Source organism: Micromonospora sp. WMMD708 (assembly GCF_049315245.1).
Lineage (GTDB): Bacteria > Actinomycetota > Actinomycetes > Mycobacteriales > Micromonosporaceae > Micromonospora > Micromonospora wenchangensis.
Map to the genome: position 1 here is coordinate 989422 of NZ_CP186060.1, position 17824 is coordinate 1007245.

Annotated in this window: 21 protein-coding genes; 15 read left to right on the plus strand and 6 right to left on the minus strand. The window is 70.6% G+C overall.

The genetic code is table 11. The annotated features are described in order from the left end of the window. The first annotated feature begins 75 nt into the window (after positions 1–75). The 12 genes from ACN260_RS04525 (at position 76) to ACN260_RS04580 (ending at position 9944) form a co-directional block, all read left to right on the plus strand. The gene (locus tag ACN260_RS04525; protein WP_281894687.1) at positions 76–507 is read left to right on the plus strand and encodes a hypothetical protein; all 432 of its coding nucleotides are present in this window, start codon (positions 76–78) and stop codon (positions 505–507) included. A gap of 173 nt (positions 508–680) precedes the next feature. Continuing rightward, entirely contained in the window at positions 681–917 is a 237-nt protein-coding gene (locus ACN260_RS04530) for an AtpZ/AtpI family protein (protein ID WP_088642787.1), read from the plus strand. An 11-nt stretch (positions 918–928) separates the two neighbouring features. Continuing rightward, complete coding sequence (atpB, locus tag ACN260_RS04535) at positions 929–1726, plus strand: F0F1 ATP synthase subunit A (RefSeq protein WP_145921458.1); 798 nt, start codon at positions 929–931, stop codon at positions 1724–1726. A 133-nt stretch (positions 1727–1859) separates the two neighbouring features. Further along, on the plus strand, positions 1860–2093 hold the full coding sequence (locus ACN260_RS04540) for an ATP synthase subunit C (RefSeq protein ID WP_067312849.1): 234 nt from the start codon (positions 1860–1862) through the stop codon (positions 2091–2093). 29 nt (positions 2094–2122) lie between these two features. Continuing rightward, the gene (locus tag ACN260_RS04545) at positions 2123–2662 is read left to right on the plus strand and encodes a F0F1 ATP synthase subunit B (protein ID WP_088642785.1); all 540 of its coding nucleotides are present in this window, start codon (positions 2123–2125) and stop codon (positions 2660–2662) included. Beyond that, the gene (locus ACN260_RS04550) at positions 2662–3483 is read left to right on the plus strand and encodes a F0F1 ATP synthase subunit delta (RefSeq protein WP_422754835.1); all 822 of its coding nucleotides are present in this window, start codon (positions 2662–2664) and stop codon (positions 3481–3483) included. The genes ACN260_RS04545 and ACN260_RS04550 overlap by 1 nt, the downstream gene beginning before the upstream one ends. An 87-nt stretch (positions 3484–3570) precedes the next feature. Further along, positions 3571–5211 carry a F0F1 ATP synthase subunit alpha gene (gene atpA, locus ACN260_RS04555; protein ID WP_422754836.1) on the plus strand — a complete coding sequence of 547 codons (1641 nt, stop codon included), beginning with the start codon at positions 3571–3573 and terminating at the stop codon, positions 5209–5211. A 9-nt stretch (positions 5212–5220) separates the two neighbouring features. Continuing rightward, a complete protein-coding gene (locus ACN260_RS04560; RefSeq protein ID WP_088642782.1) occupies positions 5221–6150 on the plus strand; it encodes a F0F1 ATP synthase subunit gamma in 930 nt (309 codons plus the stop codon). After that, on the plus strand, positions 6150–7607 hold the full coding sequence (gene atpD, locus ACN260_RS04565; protein ID WP_088642781.1) for a F0F1 ATP synthase subunit beta: 1458 nt from the start codon (positions 6150–6152) through the stop codon (positions 7605–7607). The genes ACN260_RS04560 and atpD overlap by 1 nt, the downstream gene beginning before the upstream one ends. 255 nt (positions 7608–7862) lie before the next feature. Further along, entirely contained in the window at positions 7863–9062 is a 1200-nt protein-coding gene (locus tag ACN260_RS04570; RefSeq protein WP_422756617.1) for an LCP family protein, read from the plus strand. Between the two features lie 135 nt (positions 9063–9197). Then, positions 9198–9476 (plus strand): F0F1 ATP synthase subunit epsilon, encoded by a 279-nt coding sequence (locus ACN260_RS04575; protein ID WP_067312863.1) that lies wholly within the window; start codon positions 9198–9200, stop codon positions 9474–9476. Positions 9477–9488: 12 nt separating this feature from the next. After that, a complete protein-coding gene (locus tag ACN260_RS04580) occupies positions 9489–9944 on the plus strand; it encodes a DUF2550 domain-containing protein (RefSeq protein WP_088642779.1) in 456 nt (151 codons plus the stop codon). A 22-nt stretch (positions 9945–9966) separates the two neighbouring features. Here the strand turns inward: ACN260_RS04580 and ACN260_RS04585 are convergent, their stop codons facing one another. Both ACN260_RS04585 and ACN260_RS04590 read right to left on the minus strand, forming a co-directional pair. After that, a complete protein-coding gene (locus tag ACN260_RS04585; RefSeq protein WP_422754837.1) occupies positions 9967–10392 on the minus strand; it encodes a VOC family protein in 426 nt (141 codons plus the stop codon). Beyond that, positions 10368–10940 carry a cob(I)yrinic acid a,c-diamide adenosyltransferase gene (locus ACN260_RS04590; RefSeq protein ID WP_145921453.1) on the minus strand — a complete coding sequence of 191 codons (573 nt, stop codon included), beginning with the start codon at positions 10938–10940 and terminating at the stop codon, positions 10368–10370. The genes ACN260_RS04585 and ACN260_RS04590 overlap by 25 nt, the downstream gene beginning before the upstream one ends. Here ACN260_RS04590 and murA point away from each other — a divergent pair. Both murA and ACN260_RS04600 read left to right on the plus strand, forming a co-directional pair. After that, on the plus strand, positions 10939–12369 hold the full coding sequence (gene murA / locus ACN260_RS04595) for a UDP-N-acetylglucosamine 1-carboxyvinyltransferase (RefSeq protein ID WP_422754838.1): 1431 nt from the start codon (positions 10939–10941) through the stop codon (positions 12367–12369). The genes ACN260_RS04590 and murA overlap by 2 nt on opposite strands. Before the next feature lie 109 nt (positions 12370–12478). After that, positions 12479–13327: a 3-hydroxyacyl-CoA dehydrogenase family protein gene (locus tag ACN260_RS04600; protein WP_422754839.1), complete on the plus strand. Its 849-nt coding sequence runs from the start codon at positions 12479–12481 to the stop codon at positions 13325–13327. A 159-nt stretch (positions 13328–13486) separates the two neighbouring features. Here the strand turns inward: ACN260_RS04600 and ACN260_RS04605 are convergent, their stop codons facing one another. From ACN260_RS04605 to ACN260_RS04615, 3 genes are all read right to left on the minus strand, one after another. Further along, positions 13487–14332: an ABC transporter permease gene (locus ACN260_RS04605; RefSeq protein WP_422754840.1), complete on the minus strand. Its 846-nt coding sequence runs from the start codon at positions 14330–14332 to the stop codon at positions 13487–13489. Then, on the minus strand, positions 14332–15234 hold the full coding sequence (locus ACN260_RS04610) for an ABC transporter ATP-binding protein (RefSeq protein WP_422754841.1): 903 nt from the start codon (positions 15232–15234) through the stop codon (positions 14332–14334). The genes ACN260_RS04605 and ACN260_RS04610 overlap by 1 nt, the downstream gene beginning before the upstream one ends. A gap of 283 nt (positions 15235–15517) precedes the next feature. Further along, positions 15518–15814: a DUF1540 domain-containing protein gene (locus ACN260_RS04615; RefSeq protein WP_067312880.1), complete on the minus strand. Its 297-nt coding sequence runs from the start codon at positions 15812–15814 to the stop codon at positions 15518–15520. A 713-nt stretch (positions 15815–16527) separates the two neighbouring features. Here ACN260_RS04615 and ACN260_RS04620 point away from each other — a divergent pair. Next, positions 16528–17124 carry a hypothetical protein gene (locus ACN260_RS04620; protein ID WP_422754842.1) on the plus strand — a complete coding sequence of 199 codons (597 nt, stop codon included), beginning with the start codon at positions 16528–16530 and terminating at the stop codon, positions 17122–17124. Positions 17125–17190: 66 nt separating this feature from the next. Here ACN260_RS04620 and ACN260_RS04625 read toward each other — a convergent pair whose 3' ends face one another. Then, positions 17191–17808: a DUF4126 domain-containing protein gene (locus tag ACN260_RS04625; RefSeq protein WP_422756618.1), complete on the minus strand. Its 618-nt coding sequence runs from the start codon at positions 17806–17808 to the stop codon at positions 17191–17193. Positions 17809–17824 lie beyond the last annotated feature (16 nt).

Consider the following 17824-nt stretch of genomic DNA (forward strand, 5'->3'; position numbering starts at 1 on the left):
AGCGCACCTGGTGGGGGCCGGACCGGGGGCGGCCCGTCGTGGCCGCGCCGCACCGCGGCGGCCCGGACGACCCGCGTGGCTGAGCCCGGGGCGCGCGGGCCGGCGGTGGCCGACGACCAGGGGTGGCGGCTGCGCCACCTGCCGGTACTGCTGGCCGCCTCGGCGGTGCTGGGGGTGGTCGCCGCGCTGGTCGGTGCGGTGACCGGGGGTGGCGTGGCGGCTCTCGGCGCGGCGGCCGGGGTGGCGGTGACCGTGGTCAGCTACAGCCTGACCACGGTGGTGCTGGCCCGGGCCGACGCGGTCAACCCGCAGCTGGTGCTGCCGCTCGGGTTGGGCCTCTACATCGCCAAGTTCACCCTGCTGGGGGTGGTCATGGTGGCGGTGGCATCGACCGGCTGGGGTGGCCTGGTTCCACTCTGTGTCGGCATCGCCGCCGGAGTCGTGGTCTGGACCGGGGTGCACATCTGGTGGCTGACCAGGGTGTATTCCCGTCGACCCGGCTCCTGACTGTCCCACATGGTGGGCGGGCGGGCGACTGTCCGCATCCGGTCGTTCTCTCCCTTGCGGAAGGGGAGTAGCGTGCCCCCAGACGATGGAGCCCGCCCGATGCCCACACAACGACGGTTGTGCGGGGGGTGAGGCACAGCCTCGTCTCCCCGGCTGATATCGTTCGCCCCGTCATGGCTGGTGACCAGAACCCCCGACCCACCGGTGGCCCGGACGACGTTCCGACCGGCGCCGGTCAGGGTTGGACCGCGCTCTCGTACCTCATCGGGGGCATGCTCGTCTGGGGTTTCATCGGCTGGCTGGTCGACCAGTGGCTCGACTCCGGCGGCATCGCCACCGGGATCGGTGTCGTGCTCGGCATGGCCGGGGGGATCATCCTGGTCGTCCGCCGGCTCGGCACGCCTACTTAGGAAGGGACGCGGTGTTCGGACAGGCGAACGTCCTGGCAGCGGGCCAGGCGGCATTCCCACCCAGTGTGGAGGACTTCTACCTGCCCAGCATCCTGCCCTGGGGTGCGCACGACTCGTACTGGTTCACCAAGATCACGGCGATGGTGTGGGTGGCCGTCGGCATCCTGATCATCTTCTTCCTGGCGACCTACCGGAAGCCGCAGCTGGTCCCGACCAAGAAGCAGTGGCTCGCCGAGTCGATCTACGGCTTCGTGCGGAACAACATCGCGGTCGACATGATCGGGCACCGGGGGGTGCGGTTCGCGCCGTACTTCACCACGCTGTTCTGCTTCGTGTTGCTGACCAACTTCTTCGCGATCGTGCCGTTCTTCCAGATCTCGCCGAACTCGCACATCGCCTTCCCGGCGATCCTCGCCGTGATCAGCTACCTGATGTTCAACTACGTCGGCATCCGGCACCACGGCTTCGTGAAGTACTTCAAGAACTCCCTGATCCCGCCGGCGCCCTGGTACATCCTGCCGCTGCTGATCCCGATCGAGTTCTTCTCGACCTTCCTCGTGCGGCCGTTCTCGCTGGCCGTCCGTCTGTTCGCCAACATGTTCGCCGGGCACATGCTGCTGCTGGTCTTCACCCTCGGCGGCTTCGCGATGCTCAGCGCCAACGCCTGGCTCGCGCCGGTCTCGGTGCTGTCCTGGGTGATGACCATCGCGCTCACCTTCCTCGAATTCCTGGTCATCTGCCTGCAGGCCTACGTCTTCACCGTCCTCACCGCAAGCTACGTGCAGGGCGCGCTCGCCGACGAGCACTGATCCAACCGGGCGGGGGCTCGAAAGCGAGCACTGGTCCACGGGCGGGGGCTCGCGAGCGAGCACTGGTCCACCGCATCAACCCGTTGTCGTCCCGCGTGAGAGTCACGCGAGATACCCAGGAGGAACCACACCCATGGACGCTAGCGTTCTCGCCGAGGTCACCGGCAGCACCGCCGCCATCGGCTACGGCCTCGCCGCCATCGGCCCGGGCATCGGCGTCGGCCTGGTCTTCGCCGCCTACATCCAGTCGACCGCCCGCCAGCCGGAGTCGTCCCGGATGACCCTGCCGTACGTCTGGATCGGCTTCGCCGTCATCGAGGCGCTCGCGCTGCTGGGCATCGCCTTCGGCTTCATCTGGGCCGGCTGACCCAGTCCCCGCAGACCAGGAGGTCATCCATGTACTTCCTCGCCGCTGAGGGTGGTGAGTCGACCCACAACCCGATCATCCCGCTCTGGCAGGAGATCGTGGTCGGCAGCGTCGCCTTCGCCGTGCTCTGCTTCGTGCTGATGAAGTTCGTCTTCCCCCGCATGGAACAGACGTTCCAGGCCCGGGTCGACGCGATCGAGGGCGGGATCAAGCGCGCCGAGGCCGCCCAGGCCGAGGCCAACCAGCTCCTCGAGCAGTACCGCGCGCAGCTCGCCGAGGCGCGTACCGACGCCGCCAAGATCCGGGACGACGCCCGGGCCGACGCGGAGGGCATCCGGCAGGACATCCTCGGCAAGGCGCGGGAGGAGTCCGACCGGATCATCGCGGCCGGCAAGGAGCAGCTCGCCGCCGAGCGGGCCACCATCGTGCGTGAGCTGCGGGCCGAGGTCGGCACCATCGCGGTGGACCTGGCCAGCAAGATCGTCGGTGAGTCGTTGGCCGACGAGGCCCGCCGCAAGGGCACCGTCGACCGGTTCCTGAGCAACCTCGAGAGCACGGGGGCCCGCTGATGCAGGCCGCCAGCCGGGAGTCGTACGCGGTCGCGGCCGAGCGCCTCGACGCGTACGTCCGCGGGGCGGAGCCGTCGGCGGTGGCGACCACCGCCGACGACATCCTCTCCGTCGCCGCCCTGTTGCGGGGCGAGCCGCGGCTGCGCCGGGCGCTGTCCGACCCGGCCCGCAGCGGTGACGACCGTGCCGCGCTGCTCACCGGCATCCTGTCCGGCAAGATCGGCGCGGATGCGCTCGACCTGCTGTCCGGTCTGGTCGGCGGCCGCTGGTCGACGCCGTCGGAGCTGCTCGACGGCACCGAGCGGCTCGGGGTGGAGGCGCTGCTGGCCAGCGCCGACGCTGCGGGCGACCTCGGTGAGGTCGAGGACGAGCTGTTCCGCTTCGGTCAGGTGGTCGCCGGCCAGTCCGCGCTCTCCGCGGCGCTGGCCGACCCGATCGCCCCGGCCGGGCAGCGGGCCGCACTGGCCCGGGAACTGCTCGCCGGCAAGGCCCGGCCGGTCACCGTCCGCCTCGTCGAGGTGGCTCTCGGCGGGTTCGGGGGACGCTCCTTCACCGGGGCGCTCACCCGGCTGGTCGAGCTGGCCGCCGACCGGCGGGACCGTCAGGTCGCGTACGTGACCGTGGCGGCTCCGTTGAGTGAGTCCGACGAGCGACGGCTCGGTGCCCGTCTCTCCGCGATGTACGGTCGAGAGGTTTCCGTCAAGCAGACGGTCGACCCGGAGGTGCTCGGTGGGGTGAGCGTGCGGGTCGGTTCCGACCTGTACGACGGCACCGTCCTGCGCCGCCTCAACGAGACCCGCAACGCGCTCGTGCAGCGCTGACCAGCGGCCTCGCCGCCCTTTGATCGACGCCATTCGGACCGGTCGGTACTAGGTATCCCGGGCCCCTGATACTTAAGGAAGCAGAGGATGGCCGAGCTGACCATCTCGACGGAGGAGATCCGCGGCGCCCTGGAGCGCTACGTCTCCTCCTACTCGACCGACGTCTCCCGCGAGGAGGTCGGCACCGTCGCCGACACCGGTGACGGCATCGCCCACGTCGAGGGCCTGCCCTCGACCATGACCAACGAACTCCTGGAGTTCGAGGACGGCACGCTCGGCGTGGCGTTGAACCTCGACGTGCGGGAGATCGGTGTCGTCGTTCTCGGTGACTCCGCCAAGCTGGAGGAGGGGCAGCGCGTCAAGCGCACCGGCCGGGTGCTCTCCGTACCGGTCGGCGACGCCTTCCTCGGCCGCGTGGTCAACGCGCTCGGCCAGCCGATCGACGGCCTCGGCGACATCGCCGACGAGGGCTACCGCGAGCTGGAGCTCCAGGCCCCCAACGTGATGTCCCGGCAGTCGGTCGACGAGCCGCTGCAGACCGGTATCAAGGCGATCGACGCGATGACCCCGATCGGTCGGGGCCAGCGGCAGCTGATCATCGGCGACCGGAAGACCGGCAAGACCACCGTCGCGCTGGACACCATCCTCAACCAGCGGGACAACTGGCGCTCCGGCGACCCGAAGAAGCAGGTCCGCTGCATCTACGTCGCCATCGGCCAGAAGGCCTCCACGATCGCCTCGATCAAGGGCATCCTGGAGGACGCGGGCGCGCTGGAGTACACCACCATCGTGGCCTCCCCGGCGTCCGACCCGGCCGGCTTCAAGTACCTCGCCCCGTACACCGGCTCCTCCATCGGGCAGCACTGGATGTACGGCGGCAAGCACGTCCTGATCGTCTTCGACGACCTGAGCAAGCAGGCCGAGGCGTACCGGGCCGTGTCGCTGCTGCTGCGTCGCCCGCCGGGCCGTGAGGCGTACCCGGGTGACGTCTTCTACCTGCACTCCCGCCTGCTGGAGCGTTGCGCGAAGCTCTCCGACGAGCTGGGTGGCGGCTCGATGACCGGCCTGCCGATCATCGAGACGAAGGCCAACGACATCTCGGCCTTCATCCCGACCAACGTCATCTCCATCACCGACGGCCAGATCTTCCTGGAGTCCGACCTGTTCAACCAGGGCGTCCGGCCGGCCATCAACGTGGGCACCTCGGTCTCCCGGGTCGGTGGCGCCGCGCAGATGAAGCCGATGAAGAAGGTCTCCGGCTCGCTGCGGCTCAACCTGGCCCAGTTCCGTGAGCTGGAGGCCTTCGCCGCCTTCGCCTCCGACCTGGACAAGGCCTCGCAGGCCCAGCTGAACCGGGGTTCCCGGCTGGTCGAGCTGCTCAAGCAGCCGAACTACTCGCCGTACCCGGTGCAGGAGCAGGTCGTCTCGGTCTGGGCCGGCGTCGAGGGCAAGCTGGACGACGTCCCGGTCGGCGAGATCCGTCGCTTCGAGTCCGAGTTCCTCCAGTACCTGCGGCACAAGCACGAGGGTGTGCTGGCCTCGATCGCGGACGGCAAGTGGGGCGACGACATCGCCGCCTCGCTCGACTCGGCCATCGGCGAGTTCAAGCAGGTCTTCCTCGGCCAGGCCGACGAGCGCCGGGTCAACGACGCGCCGGCCAAGCCGCTGGAGGGCGAGTCCGACCGGGAGACGGTCACCCGCTACGCCGACGACGCCGAGAAGCAGTAGGGCTGACTCATGGCGGCCCAGGTACGCGTTCTTCGCCAGCGGATCCGTTCGGCGAAGGGGATGAAGAAGATCACCAAGGCGATGGAGCTCGTGGCGACGAGCCGCATCGCCAAGGCCCAGGCCCGGGTGACGGCGTCCCTGCCGTACGCCCAGGCGATCACCGGCGTGCTCACCGCGCTGGCCTCGAACGCCCGGATCGACCACCCGCTGCTCACCCCGCGCGAGCGGGTGCGGCGGGCGGGCGTCCTGCTGGTCACCTCCGACCGGGGTCTGGCCGGCGGGTACAGCTCCAACGCGATCAGGACCGCCGAGTCGCTGATCGCCCGGCTCACCGCCGACGGCAAGGAGCCGGTGCTCTACGTCATCGGACGCAAGGGCCTGACGTTCTACCGGTTCCGCAACCGGCAGATCGCGGCGAACTGGACCGGCTTCTCGGAGCAGCCCACCTTCGCCGACGCCCGTGAGGTCGGCGAGACGCTGATCGCGGCGTTCACCGCCGGTGCCGACGACACCGACGGCGACGCCGGGCCGGACGGCGTGCTCGGCATCGACGAGTTGCACATCGTCTACACCGAGTTCCACAGCCTGATGACCCAGAACCCGGTCACGAAGATCATCGGTCCGATGCAGGTCGAGGACCGGCCGCGCTCCGAGGGACTGCTGCCGGCGTACGAGTTCGAGCCGGAGGCGGAGTCGCTGCTCGACGCGCTGTTGCCGAAATACATCAACACGCGGATCTACGCGGCGTTGCTGGAGTCGGCGGCGAGCGAGTCGGCGGCCCGGCGGCGGGCGATGAAGAGCGCCACCGACAACGCCGAAGAGATGATCGAGAAGTACACGCGTGAGATGAACTCGGCCCGCCAGGCCGGGATCACCCAGGAGATCAGTGAGATCGTCGGCGGCGCGAACGCGCTGGCCGCGTCGGGAAGTGAAGTGTGATGACTGTATCCGCAGTTGCCGGGGGACCGGCAGAGACCAGTACGGCCACCGGTCGCGTGGTTCGGGTCATCGGCCCGGTCGTCGACGCCGAGTTCCCGCGCGACGCCATGCCGACCCTGTTCAACGCCCTGCACGTGGAGGTGAACCTCTCCGGCGGCGCGAAGACGCTCACCCTGGAGGTCGCCCAGCACCTGGGTGACAACCTGGTCCGGGCCATCTCGATGCAGCCGACCGACGGTCTGGTCCGCGGCGCCGAGGTGACCGACTCCGGCTCGCCGATCACCGTCCCGGTGGGCGACGCGGTCAAGGGCCACGTCTTCAACGCCATCGGCGAGTGCCTCAACCTCACCGAGGGCGAGACGCTCGACGCGGACGACCGGTGGGGCATCCACCGCAAGGCCCCGGCCTTCGCGGACCTGGAGCCGAAGACCGAGATGCTGGAGACCGGCATCAAGGTCATCGACCTGCTCGCCCCGTACGTCAAGGGCGGCAAGATCGGCCTGTTCGGCGGCGCGGGCGTGGGCAAGACGGTGCTCATCCAGGAGATGATCACCCGGGTGGCCCGGAACTTCGGTGGTACGTCGGTCTTCGCCGGCGTGGGTGAGCGCACCCGTGAGGGCAACGACCTCATCGCCGAGATGACCGAGTCCGGCGTCATCGACAAGACCGCGCTGGTCTACGGCCAGATGGACGAGCCGCCGGGCACCCGGCTGCGGGTGGCGCTGTCGGCGCTGACCATGGCCGAGTACTTCCGGGACGTCAAGAAGCAGGAGGTGCTGCTCTTCATCGACAACATCTTCCGCTTCACCCAGGCCGGTTCCGAGGTCTCCACCCTGCTCGGCCGGATGCCGAGCGCGGTGGGTTACCAGCCGACCCTGGCCGACGAGATGGGCGAACTCCAGGAGCGGATCACCTCCGTCCGGGGCCAGGCCATCACCTCGCTCCAGGCGATCTACGTGCCCGCCGACGACTACACCGACCCGGCGCCGGCGACCACCTTCGCCCACCTGGACGCGACCACCAACCTGGAGCGGTCGATCTCCGACAAGGGCATCTACCCGGCCGTGGACCCGCTGGCGTCCTCGTCCCGGATCCTCGCCCCGGAGTTCGTCGGCGAGGCGCACTTCGCGGTGGCGACCGAGGTCAAGCGCATCCTCCAGCGCTACAAGGACCTCCAGGACATCATCGCCATCCTCGGTATCGAGGAGCTCTCGGAGGAGGACAAGCTCACCGTCGGCCGGGCCCGCCGGATCGAGCGCTTCCTCTCCCAGAACACCTACGCCGCCGAGCAGTTCACCGGCGTGCCGGGCTCGACGGTCCCGATCGAGGAGACCATCGACGCGTTCCGGAAGATCAGCGAGGGGGAGTACGACCACTTCCCCGAGCAGGCCTTCTTCATGTGCGGCGGTCTGGAGGACCTGGAGCGCAAGGCGAAGGAGCTGATGTCGGAGGGCTGATCCTCCCGACAGCTGAGCCCCCGGACAGTCGTTCGGCGAAGGCCACCCCGGTCGACCGGGGTGGCCTTCGGCCTTTCCTGCCTGGTGGGGGCCGGTGTCCGGTTGCCGGGCGAGCGGTCGCCACGGGAGCGCGGTACCGTTTCGAGAACGACTCTCGGATCCGGGGGTCGGTGTGGTGCAACTTTTCGACCGGGTACGCCCGTCTCCTCTTCGTGGGCGTGACGAATCCTCGTGACGAGTCCCCGTGCGCGACGAATGGAGCTGCTGGTGGGCAAGGCCGGCAAGGGCGACAGGGACGGCGGGATCGGTAGGGCTGGTAAGACCGGCAAGGTCGGCAGGGCCGGGAAGCGGTCGATCTGGTCCGGCGTGCCCCGCTGGGCACGCGCGTGCACCATCTTCGGGGTCGTGCTGCTGATGCTCAGCGGCGCGGTCCTGGTGGGCTACGAGACGCTGCTGTCGCGCTACGAGGGTTCGGTGGGCAAGGCCGACCTGTTCGGCGACAAGGCGGCCGGGGCGCAGGAGCGCAAGAGCAACGTCAAGGGCCCGCTGAACATCCTGCTGGTGGGCATCGACCCGCGGGACGCGAAAACCCCGCCGCTGGCCGACTCGATCATGGTGCTGCACGTGCCCGAGTCGTTGGACCGGGCGTACATCTTCTCGATTCCGCGTGATCTCTACGTCGACATCCCCAAGTTCGACAAGGCCGGCTACCGGGGCGGCTCCGGCAAGATCAACGGTGCGATGTCGCACGGCAGCATCGTCGAGGGCAAGAACCCCAGCGCGGCGCAGGGCTTCGAACTGCTCGCCAAGACCGTGCAGAAGGCGACCGGGATCACCCGGTTCGACGCCGGGGCGATCATCAACTTCACCGGTTTCCAGAAGATCGTCGACGCGATGGGCGGCGTCGACATGTACATCGAGCGCGAGGTCCGCTCCGAGCACCGTGAGCCGAACGGCAAGCACCGCAAGGGCAACCCGTACGGCGAGGGGTACATCGGCCCGCAGGCGGTCTACAAGAAGGGCAACCAGCACCTCAGCGGCTGGCAGGCGCTGGACTACGTCCGGCAGCGCTACCCGAGGAACGGCGTCCCGGACGCCGACTACGGCCGGCAGCGGCACCAGCAGCAGTTCATCAAGGCGATGGTCAGCCAGGCGTTCAGCGCCGACGTGGTGACCAACCCGATCAAGCTGGACCGGGTGATCCGGGCCGCCGGCCAGTCGCTGACCTTCAACGGCCGGGGCAACAGCGTGGTCGACTTCGCCATCGCGCTCAAGGGCATCCGCTCGGAGAACGTCGAGCTGATCAAGCTGCCCGGGGAGGGGATCGGCACCGGCAACGGCTACCGCGGGGAACGGTTGCTGCCCGCCGCCGACGATTTCTTCGCCGCCCTCAAGAACGAGCAGTTGGACGCCTTCCTGCTGGAGCACCCGGAGTTCCGCAACAAGGTCAAGTGACCCCGCGGGGTGCCGACACCGCCGCCCGGCCAGCCGACACGCCGGACGGTGGTGCAGGTCTCGGCACCCGCGTTGGGTCGGCGACGGCGGTCCGACTAGACTTTCGACAATCCGTCGCCGCAGCAAGGAGACAGCGTGGCACAGCAGCTTCACGTCGACCTCGTAGCCGTCGAGGAGAAGGTCTGGTCCGGCGAGGCCGAGATGGTCGTCGCCCGTACGACCGAAGGTGAGCTGGGTGTGCTGCCGGGGCACGCGCCGCTGCTCGGCCAGCTCGCCGAGCCCAGCCAGGTCCGGATCAAGCAGGCCGGCGGCCAGCAGGTCGCCTACGACATCACCGGCGGGTTCCTGTCGGTCGGTGCCGAGAGCGTCACGGTGCTCGCCGAGAGCGCCACCCCGGCCACTCCGGCCCGCTGAGCCCACCCGCCGATGGAGATCGTCGAAGGGATCGGAATCGGCATCGCGGTGATCCTCGCCGCGCTCCTGATCCTCTTCGTCCGGCGGGCCCTGGTCACCCGTAGCGGCGGCATCATCCGGCTGAGCGTGCGGGTCACCACCGTGCTGGACGGCCGGGGCTGGTCACCGGGCTTCGCGCGGTTCGTCGGCGACCAGCTCCGCTGGTACCGGATGTTCAGCTTCGCCCTGCGGCCCAAGCGGGTGCTCTCCCGCAAGGAGCTGGTGGTGGAGCGGCGGCGGCTGCCCGAGGGCCAGGAACGGCTCTCCATGCCGTCCGACTGGGTGATCCTCCGCTGTACCAGTCAACACGCGCCGGTCGAGATCGCCATGGCCCGCTCCACGGTGACCGGTTTCTCCTCCTGGCTCGAGGCCGCCCCGCCCGGGGCGGCCTCGCCGCGTATGGCCTCCCAGGACTGGCCCGCCGCCTGACCCGGTGCCGGCCCGGTCGCGGTCACGGTGTCGCGACGGCGGCCACCAGCTCGACCTCGTAGCCCTGCCGGTCGGTGAGGTAGGCGGCGTAGCTGTCCGGGCCACCAGCGTGCGGGTGACGGTCGGCGAACAGCAGCTCCCAGCCATGGGCCCCGGCGGCGGCCACCAGCCGGTCCACCGCCTGCGGCGGACCGGCATGGAAGGCCAGGTGGTTGAGGCCCGGGGCGAGCCGGTCGTGGACCCGTCCGGTCAGGGCCGGGGACTGCTCGACGACCAGGTACGTCGGGCCGTGCCGCCAGGAGCAGCCGGCCGGCCAGTCCTGGTACGGCGTCCAGCCCAGTTCACCGAGCAGCCAGCCCCAGCTCCGCTTCGCGGCGGCCAGGTCGGGCACCCAGACCTCGACGTGGTGCAGCCCACCCGTGCTCAGCGCTTGCCGCCCGGCACCCATAGCACATCGCCGCCCGGATTGGCCGTTCTTGACAGGATGAACAGCAGGTCGGAGAGGCGGTTGAGATACTTTGCCGGAAGGGAGCTGGTGCGATCCGGATCGTGGGCGACCAGGGCCCAGGCCGCCCGTTCGGCGCGCCGGGCGATCGTCCGAGCCACGTGCAGCAGCGCCGCGCCAGCGGTGCCGCCGGGGAGGATGAAGGAGTCGAGCTTGCCCAGTCGCCCGTTGTACTCGTCGCACCACCCTTCGAGGCGTTCGACGTACTCCTCGGTGACCCGCAGCGGTGGGTACGCCGGGTCCGGCTCGACGGGGGTGGCCAGGTCGGCGCCGACGTCGAACATGTCGTTCTGGATCGACTCCAGCACGGCCCGCAGCTCGTCGTCGAGCTGCCCCAGGGCGAGCGCCACGCCGAGCGCGGCGTTGCACTCGTCGACATCCGCGTACGCGGCGATCCGGGGATCGGTCTTCGGCACCTGCTCGTTGTTGCTCAGCCTGGTCATGCCGGCGTCGCCGGCCTTGGTGTAGATGCGCGTGAGGTGGACGGCCATGACGCACAGCCTACGGATACCGGACCTGACGATTCCGGCACGGCCCGCTGCGGCCGGTTGGCCGGTGGAGGCGGGGCCGGGTGACCCTGCCGTCGACGAGGTCGACGTCATCCGGGTCGGCGGCGACGCCCGGCTGGCCGGCACGGTGCACGTCGTCGGGGCGAAGAACTCGGCGCTCAAGCTGATGGCGGCGGCGCTGCTGGCCCCGGGCCGTACGGTGATCACGAACGTGCCCCGGATCACCGACATCGCCATCATGGGCGAGGTGCTGCGCCGGCTCGGCTGCGGGGTGCACTTCGCGGCGGACGACCCGGTGGACCCGATGGTCGCCTACGGCGGGCAGGCCCGCTCCCGGTCGGTCGTCATCGACGTGCCCGAGCAACCCGGCGCGGACGCCGACTACGACCTGGTGCGTCGGCTGCGGGCGTCGATCTGCGTGTTGGGCCCGCTCCTGGCCCGCCGGGGGTACGTGCGGGTGGCCCACCCGGGCGGGGACGCGATCGGCTCCCGGGGCCTGGACATGCACATCGCCGGGCTGGCCCGGATGGGCGCGGAGGTCTCCGGTGAGCACGGCTTCGTCATCGCCGCCGCCCCGGACGGGCTGCGGGGGGCCGAGATCGTGCTGGACTTCCCCAGCGTGGGCGCCACCGAGAACCTGGTGATGGCGGCGGTGCTGGCCCGGGGCGTGACGACGATCGACAACGCGGCCCGGGAACCGGAGATCGTCGACCTCTGCACGATGCTCAACCGGATGGGTGCCCGGATCTCCGGCTGCGGCAGCTCCACCCTGCGGATCGCCGGGGTGCCCGCGCTGCGCCCGGTGCGGCACGCCACGGTGGGGGACCGGATCGTCGCCGGGACGTGGGCGTTCGGCGCGGCGATGACCCGGGGGGACGTGACGGTCACCGGGATCGATCCGGCCTACCTGGAGGTCGCGCTGGACAAGCTGGTGTCGGCCGGTGCGTTGGTGGAGACCCGGGGGGACGCCTTCCGGGTCCGCGCCGACGACCGGCCCGCCGCCGTGGACGTGGTGACGCTGCCGTACCCGGGGTTCGCCACCGACCTGCTGCCGATGGCGATCGGCCTGGCGGCGGTCAGCGAGGGGGCGTCACTGATCACCGAGAACATCTTCGACGGCCGGTTCATGTTCGCCAACGAGATGGTGCGTCTCGGCGCCGACATCAAGACCGACGGTCACCACGCCGTGGTCCGGGGCCGGGACCGGCTCTCCGGCGCCCCGGTCCGGGCCACCGACATCAGGGCCGGCGCCGGGCTGATCATCGCGGGGCTCTGCGCGGACGGCGTCACCGAGGTCTCCCACGTGCACCATGTGGACCGGGGCTACCCGGACTTCGTGGCCGACCTGCGGGCGCTCGGCGTGGAGGTGGAACGGGGCACCGCCGCCCAGACCCCCGAGCTGACCATCTGACCCGCCCGCCGCCTCCCGTCGCTGGTCCGACCGCCCGGGGCTTAGCGGTCGTTCAGGCTCGCCGACTAGGGTGCTGGCAGACACTCAAACGCAGGCGAGGGAGAAGCAGATGGCGGGTCGACTCGCGGTCGTCGGGGCCGGGCTGATGGGTTCCGGCATCGCCCAGGTGGCGGCGCAGGCGGGCTGGCAGGTGACGTTGCGCGACATCGACGACGCGGCCACGGGGCGCGGTGTGGACGGCATCCGGAAGTCGCTGACGAAGTTCGCCGAGAAGGGCAGGATCGAGGCGTCCGACGTCGAGGCCACCCTGGGTCGGATCACGCCGACCACCGAGCTGGAGGCCGCTGCCGACGCGGACATCGTGGTCGAGGCGGTCTTTGAGAAGATCGAGATCAAGCACGAGGTGTTCCGCGCGCTGGACAAGATCTGCAAGGCGGACGCGGTGCTGGCGACCAACACGTCGGCCATCCCGGTGACCCAGATCGCCACCGCCACGCAGCGCCCGGAGTCGGTCGTGGGCACCCACTTCTTCTCCCCGGTGCCGATGATGAAGCTGTGCGAGCTGGTGCGCGGCTACAAGACCAGCGACGCGACCCTGGCCACCGCGAAGGCGTTCGCCGAGGAGATCGGCAAGACCGTGGTGGTGGTCAACCGGGACATCGCCGGTTTCGTCACCACCCGGCTGATCTGCGCGCTGGCCATGGAAGCGGTCAAGCTGGTCGAGTCGGGGGTGATGTCGGCCGAGGACCTGGACACCGCCTGCAAGCTCGGCTTCGGCCACGCCATGGGCCCGCTGGCCACGGTCGACCTGACCGGCGTGGACGTCCTGCTGAACGCCACGAGGAACATCTACATCGACACGGCCGACGAGAAGTTCTTCCCGCCGGAGCTGCTCCAGCGGATGGCTACCGCCGGTGACCTGGGCCGCAAGACCGGCCAGGGCTTCTACTCCTACTGAGCCCGGTGCCGGCCAGGCCGGATCGCCAGCTCGCCGATATTGCGGTATCCCGCCAAGCGGACACCGCAATATCGGCGCAACTGAGTCGATCAAGGCCCGCCCCGGCCCGGCCGGGGGCTCAGGCGGGATGGCGGCGGGTGGCCGTGGGGGCGTGGCGGGTCAGCCGTCGCGCTTGGTGGTCCAGCGGAAGGTGGTCAGGCAGAGCGCCAGGCCGATCAGGCACCACAGGGCGAGGACCAGGGCGACCCGGCCCAGCTCGAAGGAGCCGCCGGGTTCCTGCGCGCCGAAACTCTCCGGCAGGAACACCGCGCGCAGGCCCTGGCACATCCACTTGAGCGGGAAGAACGCCGCCACCTGCTGCATCCAGGTGGGCAGGTCGGTGAAGACGAAGAACACCCCGGAGATGAACTGGAGCACCAGGGAGACCGGGGTGACCACGGCGGAGCCGCTGCGCGCGGTGCGGGCCAGTGACGAGATGGCGATCCCGCACAGGGTGCAGGCGGTCACCCCGAGCACGGCGACCCAGCCGAAGGTGAACCACTTCCCGGCGGTGGCCGGCAGGTCGAGGTCGAACAGCGCCACGGCGACCGCCAGCAGCAGCGCGGTCTCGGCGACACCGATCACCACCACCATGATCACCTTGCCGGCGAACCAGACCCACTTCGGCATCGGGGTGCCCCGGTAGCGCTTGAGCACGCCCCGGTCCCGCTCGATCGGGATCCAGATGCCGAGGTTCTGGAAGCTCACCGTCATCAGCCCGGTCGCGATCATGCCGGTGATGAAGTACTGGGTGAACTTCACCCCGCCGCCGATCGTCCCGTCGAAGATCGATGCGAAGATCAGGATCATGATGATCGGGAAGCCCATCGTGAACACGACGGATTCCCGGCTGCGCAGGAACTGGGTGATCTCCAGCCGGCCCTGACGCAGGGCGAGCGCGCCCGGCCCGACCCGTCGGCGGCCGGTGGTGGCGGACGGGGTCGCCGGCTTCGTGGTGGTGGTCATCAGTGTCCGATCATGCTCAGGTAGACGTCTTCCAGGGTCGGCCGGGTCACCGTGAGACCGGGCACCTCACCGCCGAAGCGCGCGGCCAACTCCGCCACCAGCGCCGTCGGCGTCGCGCTCTGCTCGGTGTGCGGCGTCCCGTCCGGGGTACGCCAGGAGACCGTCGCCAGGGCGTCCTGGCGGTTGCCGAGCAGGTCCGGCGGGGCCACCTCGATCACCCGGCCGGCGGCGATCACCCCGACCCGGTCGGCGAGCGACTCGGCCTCGTCCAGGTAGTGGGTGGTGAGCACGATGGTGGTGCCGGCGGCGGCGAGGTCGCGGATCAGCTCCCAGAACTCGCGCCGCGCCTCCGGGTCGAAACCGGTGGTGGGCTCGTCGAGGAAGAGCAGCTCGGGGCGGCCGATGATGCCCAGCGCCACGTCGAGCCGGCGCTTCTGCCCGCCGGAGAGGGTGTGCGTACGGGCGTTGGCCTTGGCGCCCAGCCCGACCCGCTCGACGACCCTGTCCGGGTCGTCCGCCTCGGGATAGAACCCGGAGAAGTGCCGGACCACCTCGGCGACGGTCAGCTCGTCGAACTCGCCGGTGCCCTGGAGCACGATGCCGACCCGGGACCGCCAGTCGGCCACCTGACCCCGGGAGGTGCGCGGTGCGCCCGTCCGTGGGCCGCGCGGGCGGGAGCCGAGGACGAGACCGGGGTCGGTGCCGAGCACGCTCACCTGGCCGGCGTCGCGCTGCCGGTAGCCCTCCAGGATCTCCACCGTGGTCGTCTTGCCCGCGCCGTTCGGTCCGAGCAGGGCGAACACCTCGCCCCGGCGGACGTCGAGGTCCACCCCCGCCACCGCGACGTTGTCGCCGTACGCCTTGCGCAGTCCCCGTACGGAGATCGCGAGCTCGTCATCCATGCCGTCCAGTGTGCGACCAGGCCGTGGGGCGCGGCGGTCCGGGGTGTGCCGGTGTCGGCCGGGCCGCGTCGAGGCGGCCTGCTCGTCCCCGACGGCGGCCTTGTGAGGTGCTGCACAGCCGGGGACGGCCGGGCTGCGCCGAGCCTGTCCGGCGTGTCCGTGCCTGTCCGGGCGTGTCCGGCGTGGCCAGGTAGATCCGGCGTGGCCGGCCGGTGCCCGGCGTGGCCGCGCATGTCCGACGGGGCCGGGGCGTCTCGGCCCCGGCCCCGTGGTGGTCGGTCGGTCAGCGGCTCTGGTAGGTCATGCAGTCGGCCAGGTCGTTGTCGGGGCCGACGGTGATCGCCGGGGCGCGGCACTCCAGTTCGGCGTTGTGCCGGCAGTCGGCCCGGCTGCACGCGCCGACCTGGGCGATGAGCCGGTCGAGGCCACCGCGTACCGGCAGTTCCACGAAGGTGTGGCAGTGCGCGTGGTCGGTGCTGCCGATGGTGATGGCGAAGGCGTGGCAGTCGTTGGTGTGGTTGTAGGCGCAGGACGAGGCCGCGCACTCCTGAACCCGGGGCATTTCCATCGCTGCGGTCATGACAACCTCACTTTCGGTAGATATGCCACAAATCATAGGTGTCGGTCGGGTGGGCGCGGGCCGTTCCGCCGCTGATCACCCCGTAGGAAGCCCGCCGTCACGGGTGACCGCGCCCGAACGCCCCCACCCCCACCCCCACCCCCACCCACCCCCACCCCCACCCACCCCCGCCCTCGGCCCCACCCCCACCCTTCCGCCTCGGTGATCAAGAGGTTTGCGGCATCGGAGAGCGCTCTCGACGACGCAAACCTCTTGATCAACGAGGCGGGCCGAGGTCGGCCGAGGCGGGCTGGGACGCACCGAGGCGGGCTGGGGCGCATCGAGGCGGGCTGGGGCGCATCGAGGCGGGCTGGGGCGGGGCGAGTGGGTCGGGGCGGCACCGGTGTCCGGGATGGGGTCGACCGGGCGGGGCGTCCCGTGACCGGCGGCACCCCGACGGCGGAATCCCGGCCGGCCCGCAGTCGTTACACCCTCTGAACGACCGCAGCAGCACCCCCGCCCGGCCAGCCCGGAGACGGGCGGCGCCCCGGAATGACGCGGGGCCCCCGGTCGTTACATCTGGTTCCGGCGCGAGCGGCAGGGCCCGCCGGAGACCGATCGACTTCCCCTCATGAGCGCCTCGTCGTGGTGCTTACGCCCCCACCGCCGGCTCCGCCGGTGGCCCCGGTCCCCCGACCGGTCGGGTGGCCGACCCCCTCGAAGGAGCATCCCCCATGAAGACCACCATTCTGCGTAAGAGTGTTCTCGGTATCGCCGGTCTGGCCGTCGCCGGTGGTCTGGCCGCCGGCCCGCTGAACCACGGCACCGCCGGGTCGACCCCCACCGACCACACCGTGGCCGTGGTGCAGGCCGACAAGCCCGCCGTGGACAAGGCCAAGCTGATCCCGCACGGTGTGCAGGGCGAGCAGTCCCGCATCGACCTCGACGACGAGCAGACCGGCAACGTCATGGCGATCATCGCCGCGACGAAGAAGGCCGGCATGGACGAACGGGCCGCGGTCGTGTCGATCGCCACCGCCCTACAGGAGTCGAAGCTGGAGAACCTCGGCCACCTCGGCGACCGCAACGACCACGACTCGCAGGGCCTGTTCCAGCAGCGTCCGTCGAGTGGCTGGGGCACGGTGGAGCAGATCACCGACCCCGAGTACGCCACCCTCGCCTTCCTCAAGGGCCTCAAGCAGGTCGACGGCTGGCAGGACATGCCCCTGACCAAGGCCGCCCAGACCGTCCAGGTATCGGCCTACCCCGACCACTACGCCCAGTGGGAACAGCAGGCCGCCGACCTCGTCGCCGAGCACTGGAACAGCTGACCCGCGTACGACACGATGGCCGGCACCCCGCCCGGGGTGCCGGCCATCGGCGTGTGCTGCGGCGGGTCAGACCCGGTAGCCGGCGGCGCGGGCCGCCTCGCGGTCCCGGCGGCGCTCCCGGCGTCGGCGCAGGAACCAGACCACGAACGCCACCATGCCTAGCAGGAACGCCAGCACCAGCACCGGCAGGATGATCGCCACCAGGGACATCAGCACGCTCGTCGCGTCCTCGGCGGTGCTGGCCACCGGTGCGCCGAAACCCGCGGTGGTCGCGTTGACCACCGGTCGGGCCGCCGCCTTGAACAGGTGCACCCCGAGCGCGATGGCGACACCGGCGGCCACCGGCACCCACTGGTGGGACGAGAAGAACCCGCCCGGGTCGCTCACCGTCACCGTCTCCGAGCCCGACCCGGCGCCGAACGCGAGGCCACCGGCGGTGGGACGGACCACCGTCTGCACGACGTCGTTGACGTGGTCGACCACGGGCACCTTGTCGGCGACGACCTCGACCGCGAGCAGCGCCGCGAGGATCGCCAGCACCCAGCCGTTGGCCAGCCACTGCCAGCCGCTGGGCAGGTCGATCAGGCTGGTGTAGCGGGCGAGCAGGCCCATGGTGAGCAGGGGGATGTAGGCGTTCAGGCCCGCCGAGGCGGCGAGCCCGGTACCGGTGAGGACTTCGAACACCATCTCAGCATCGCAC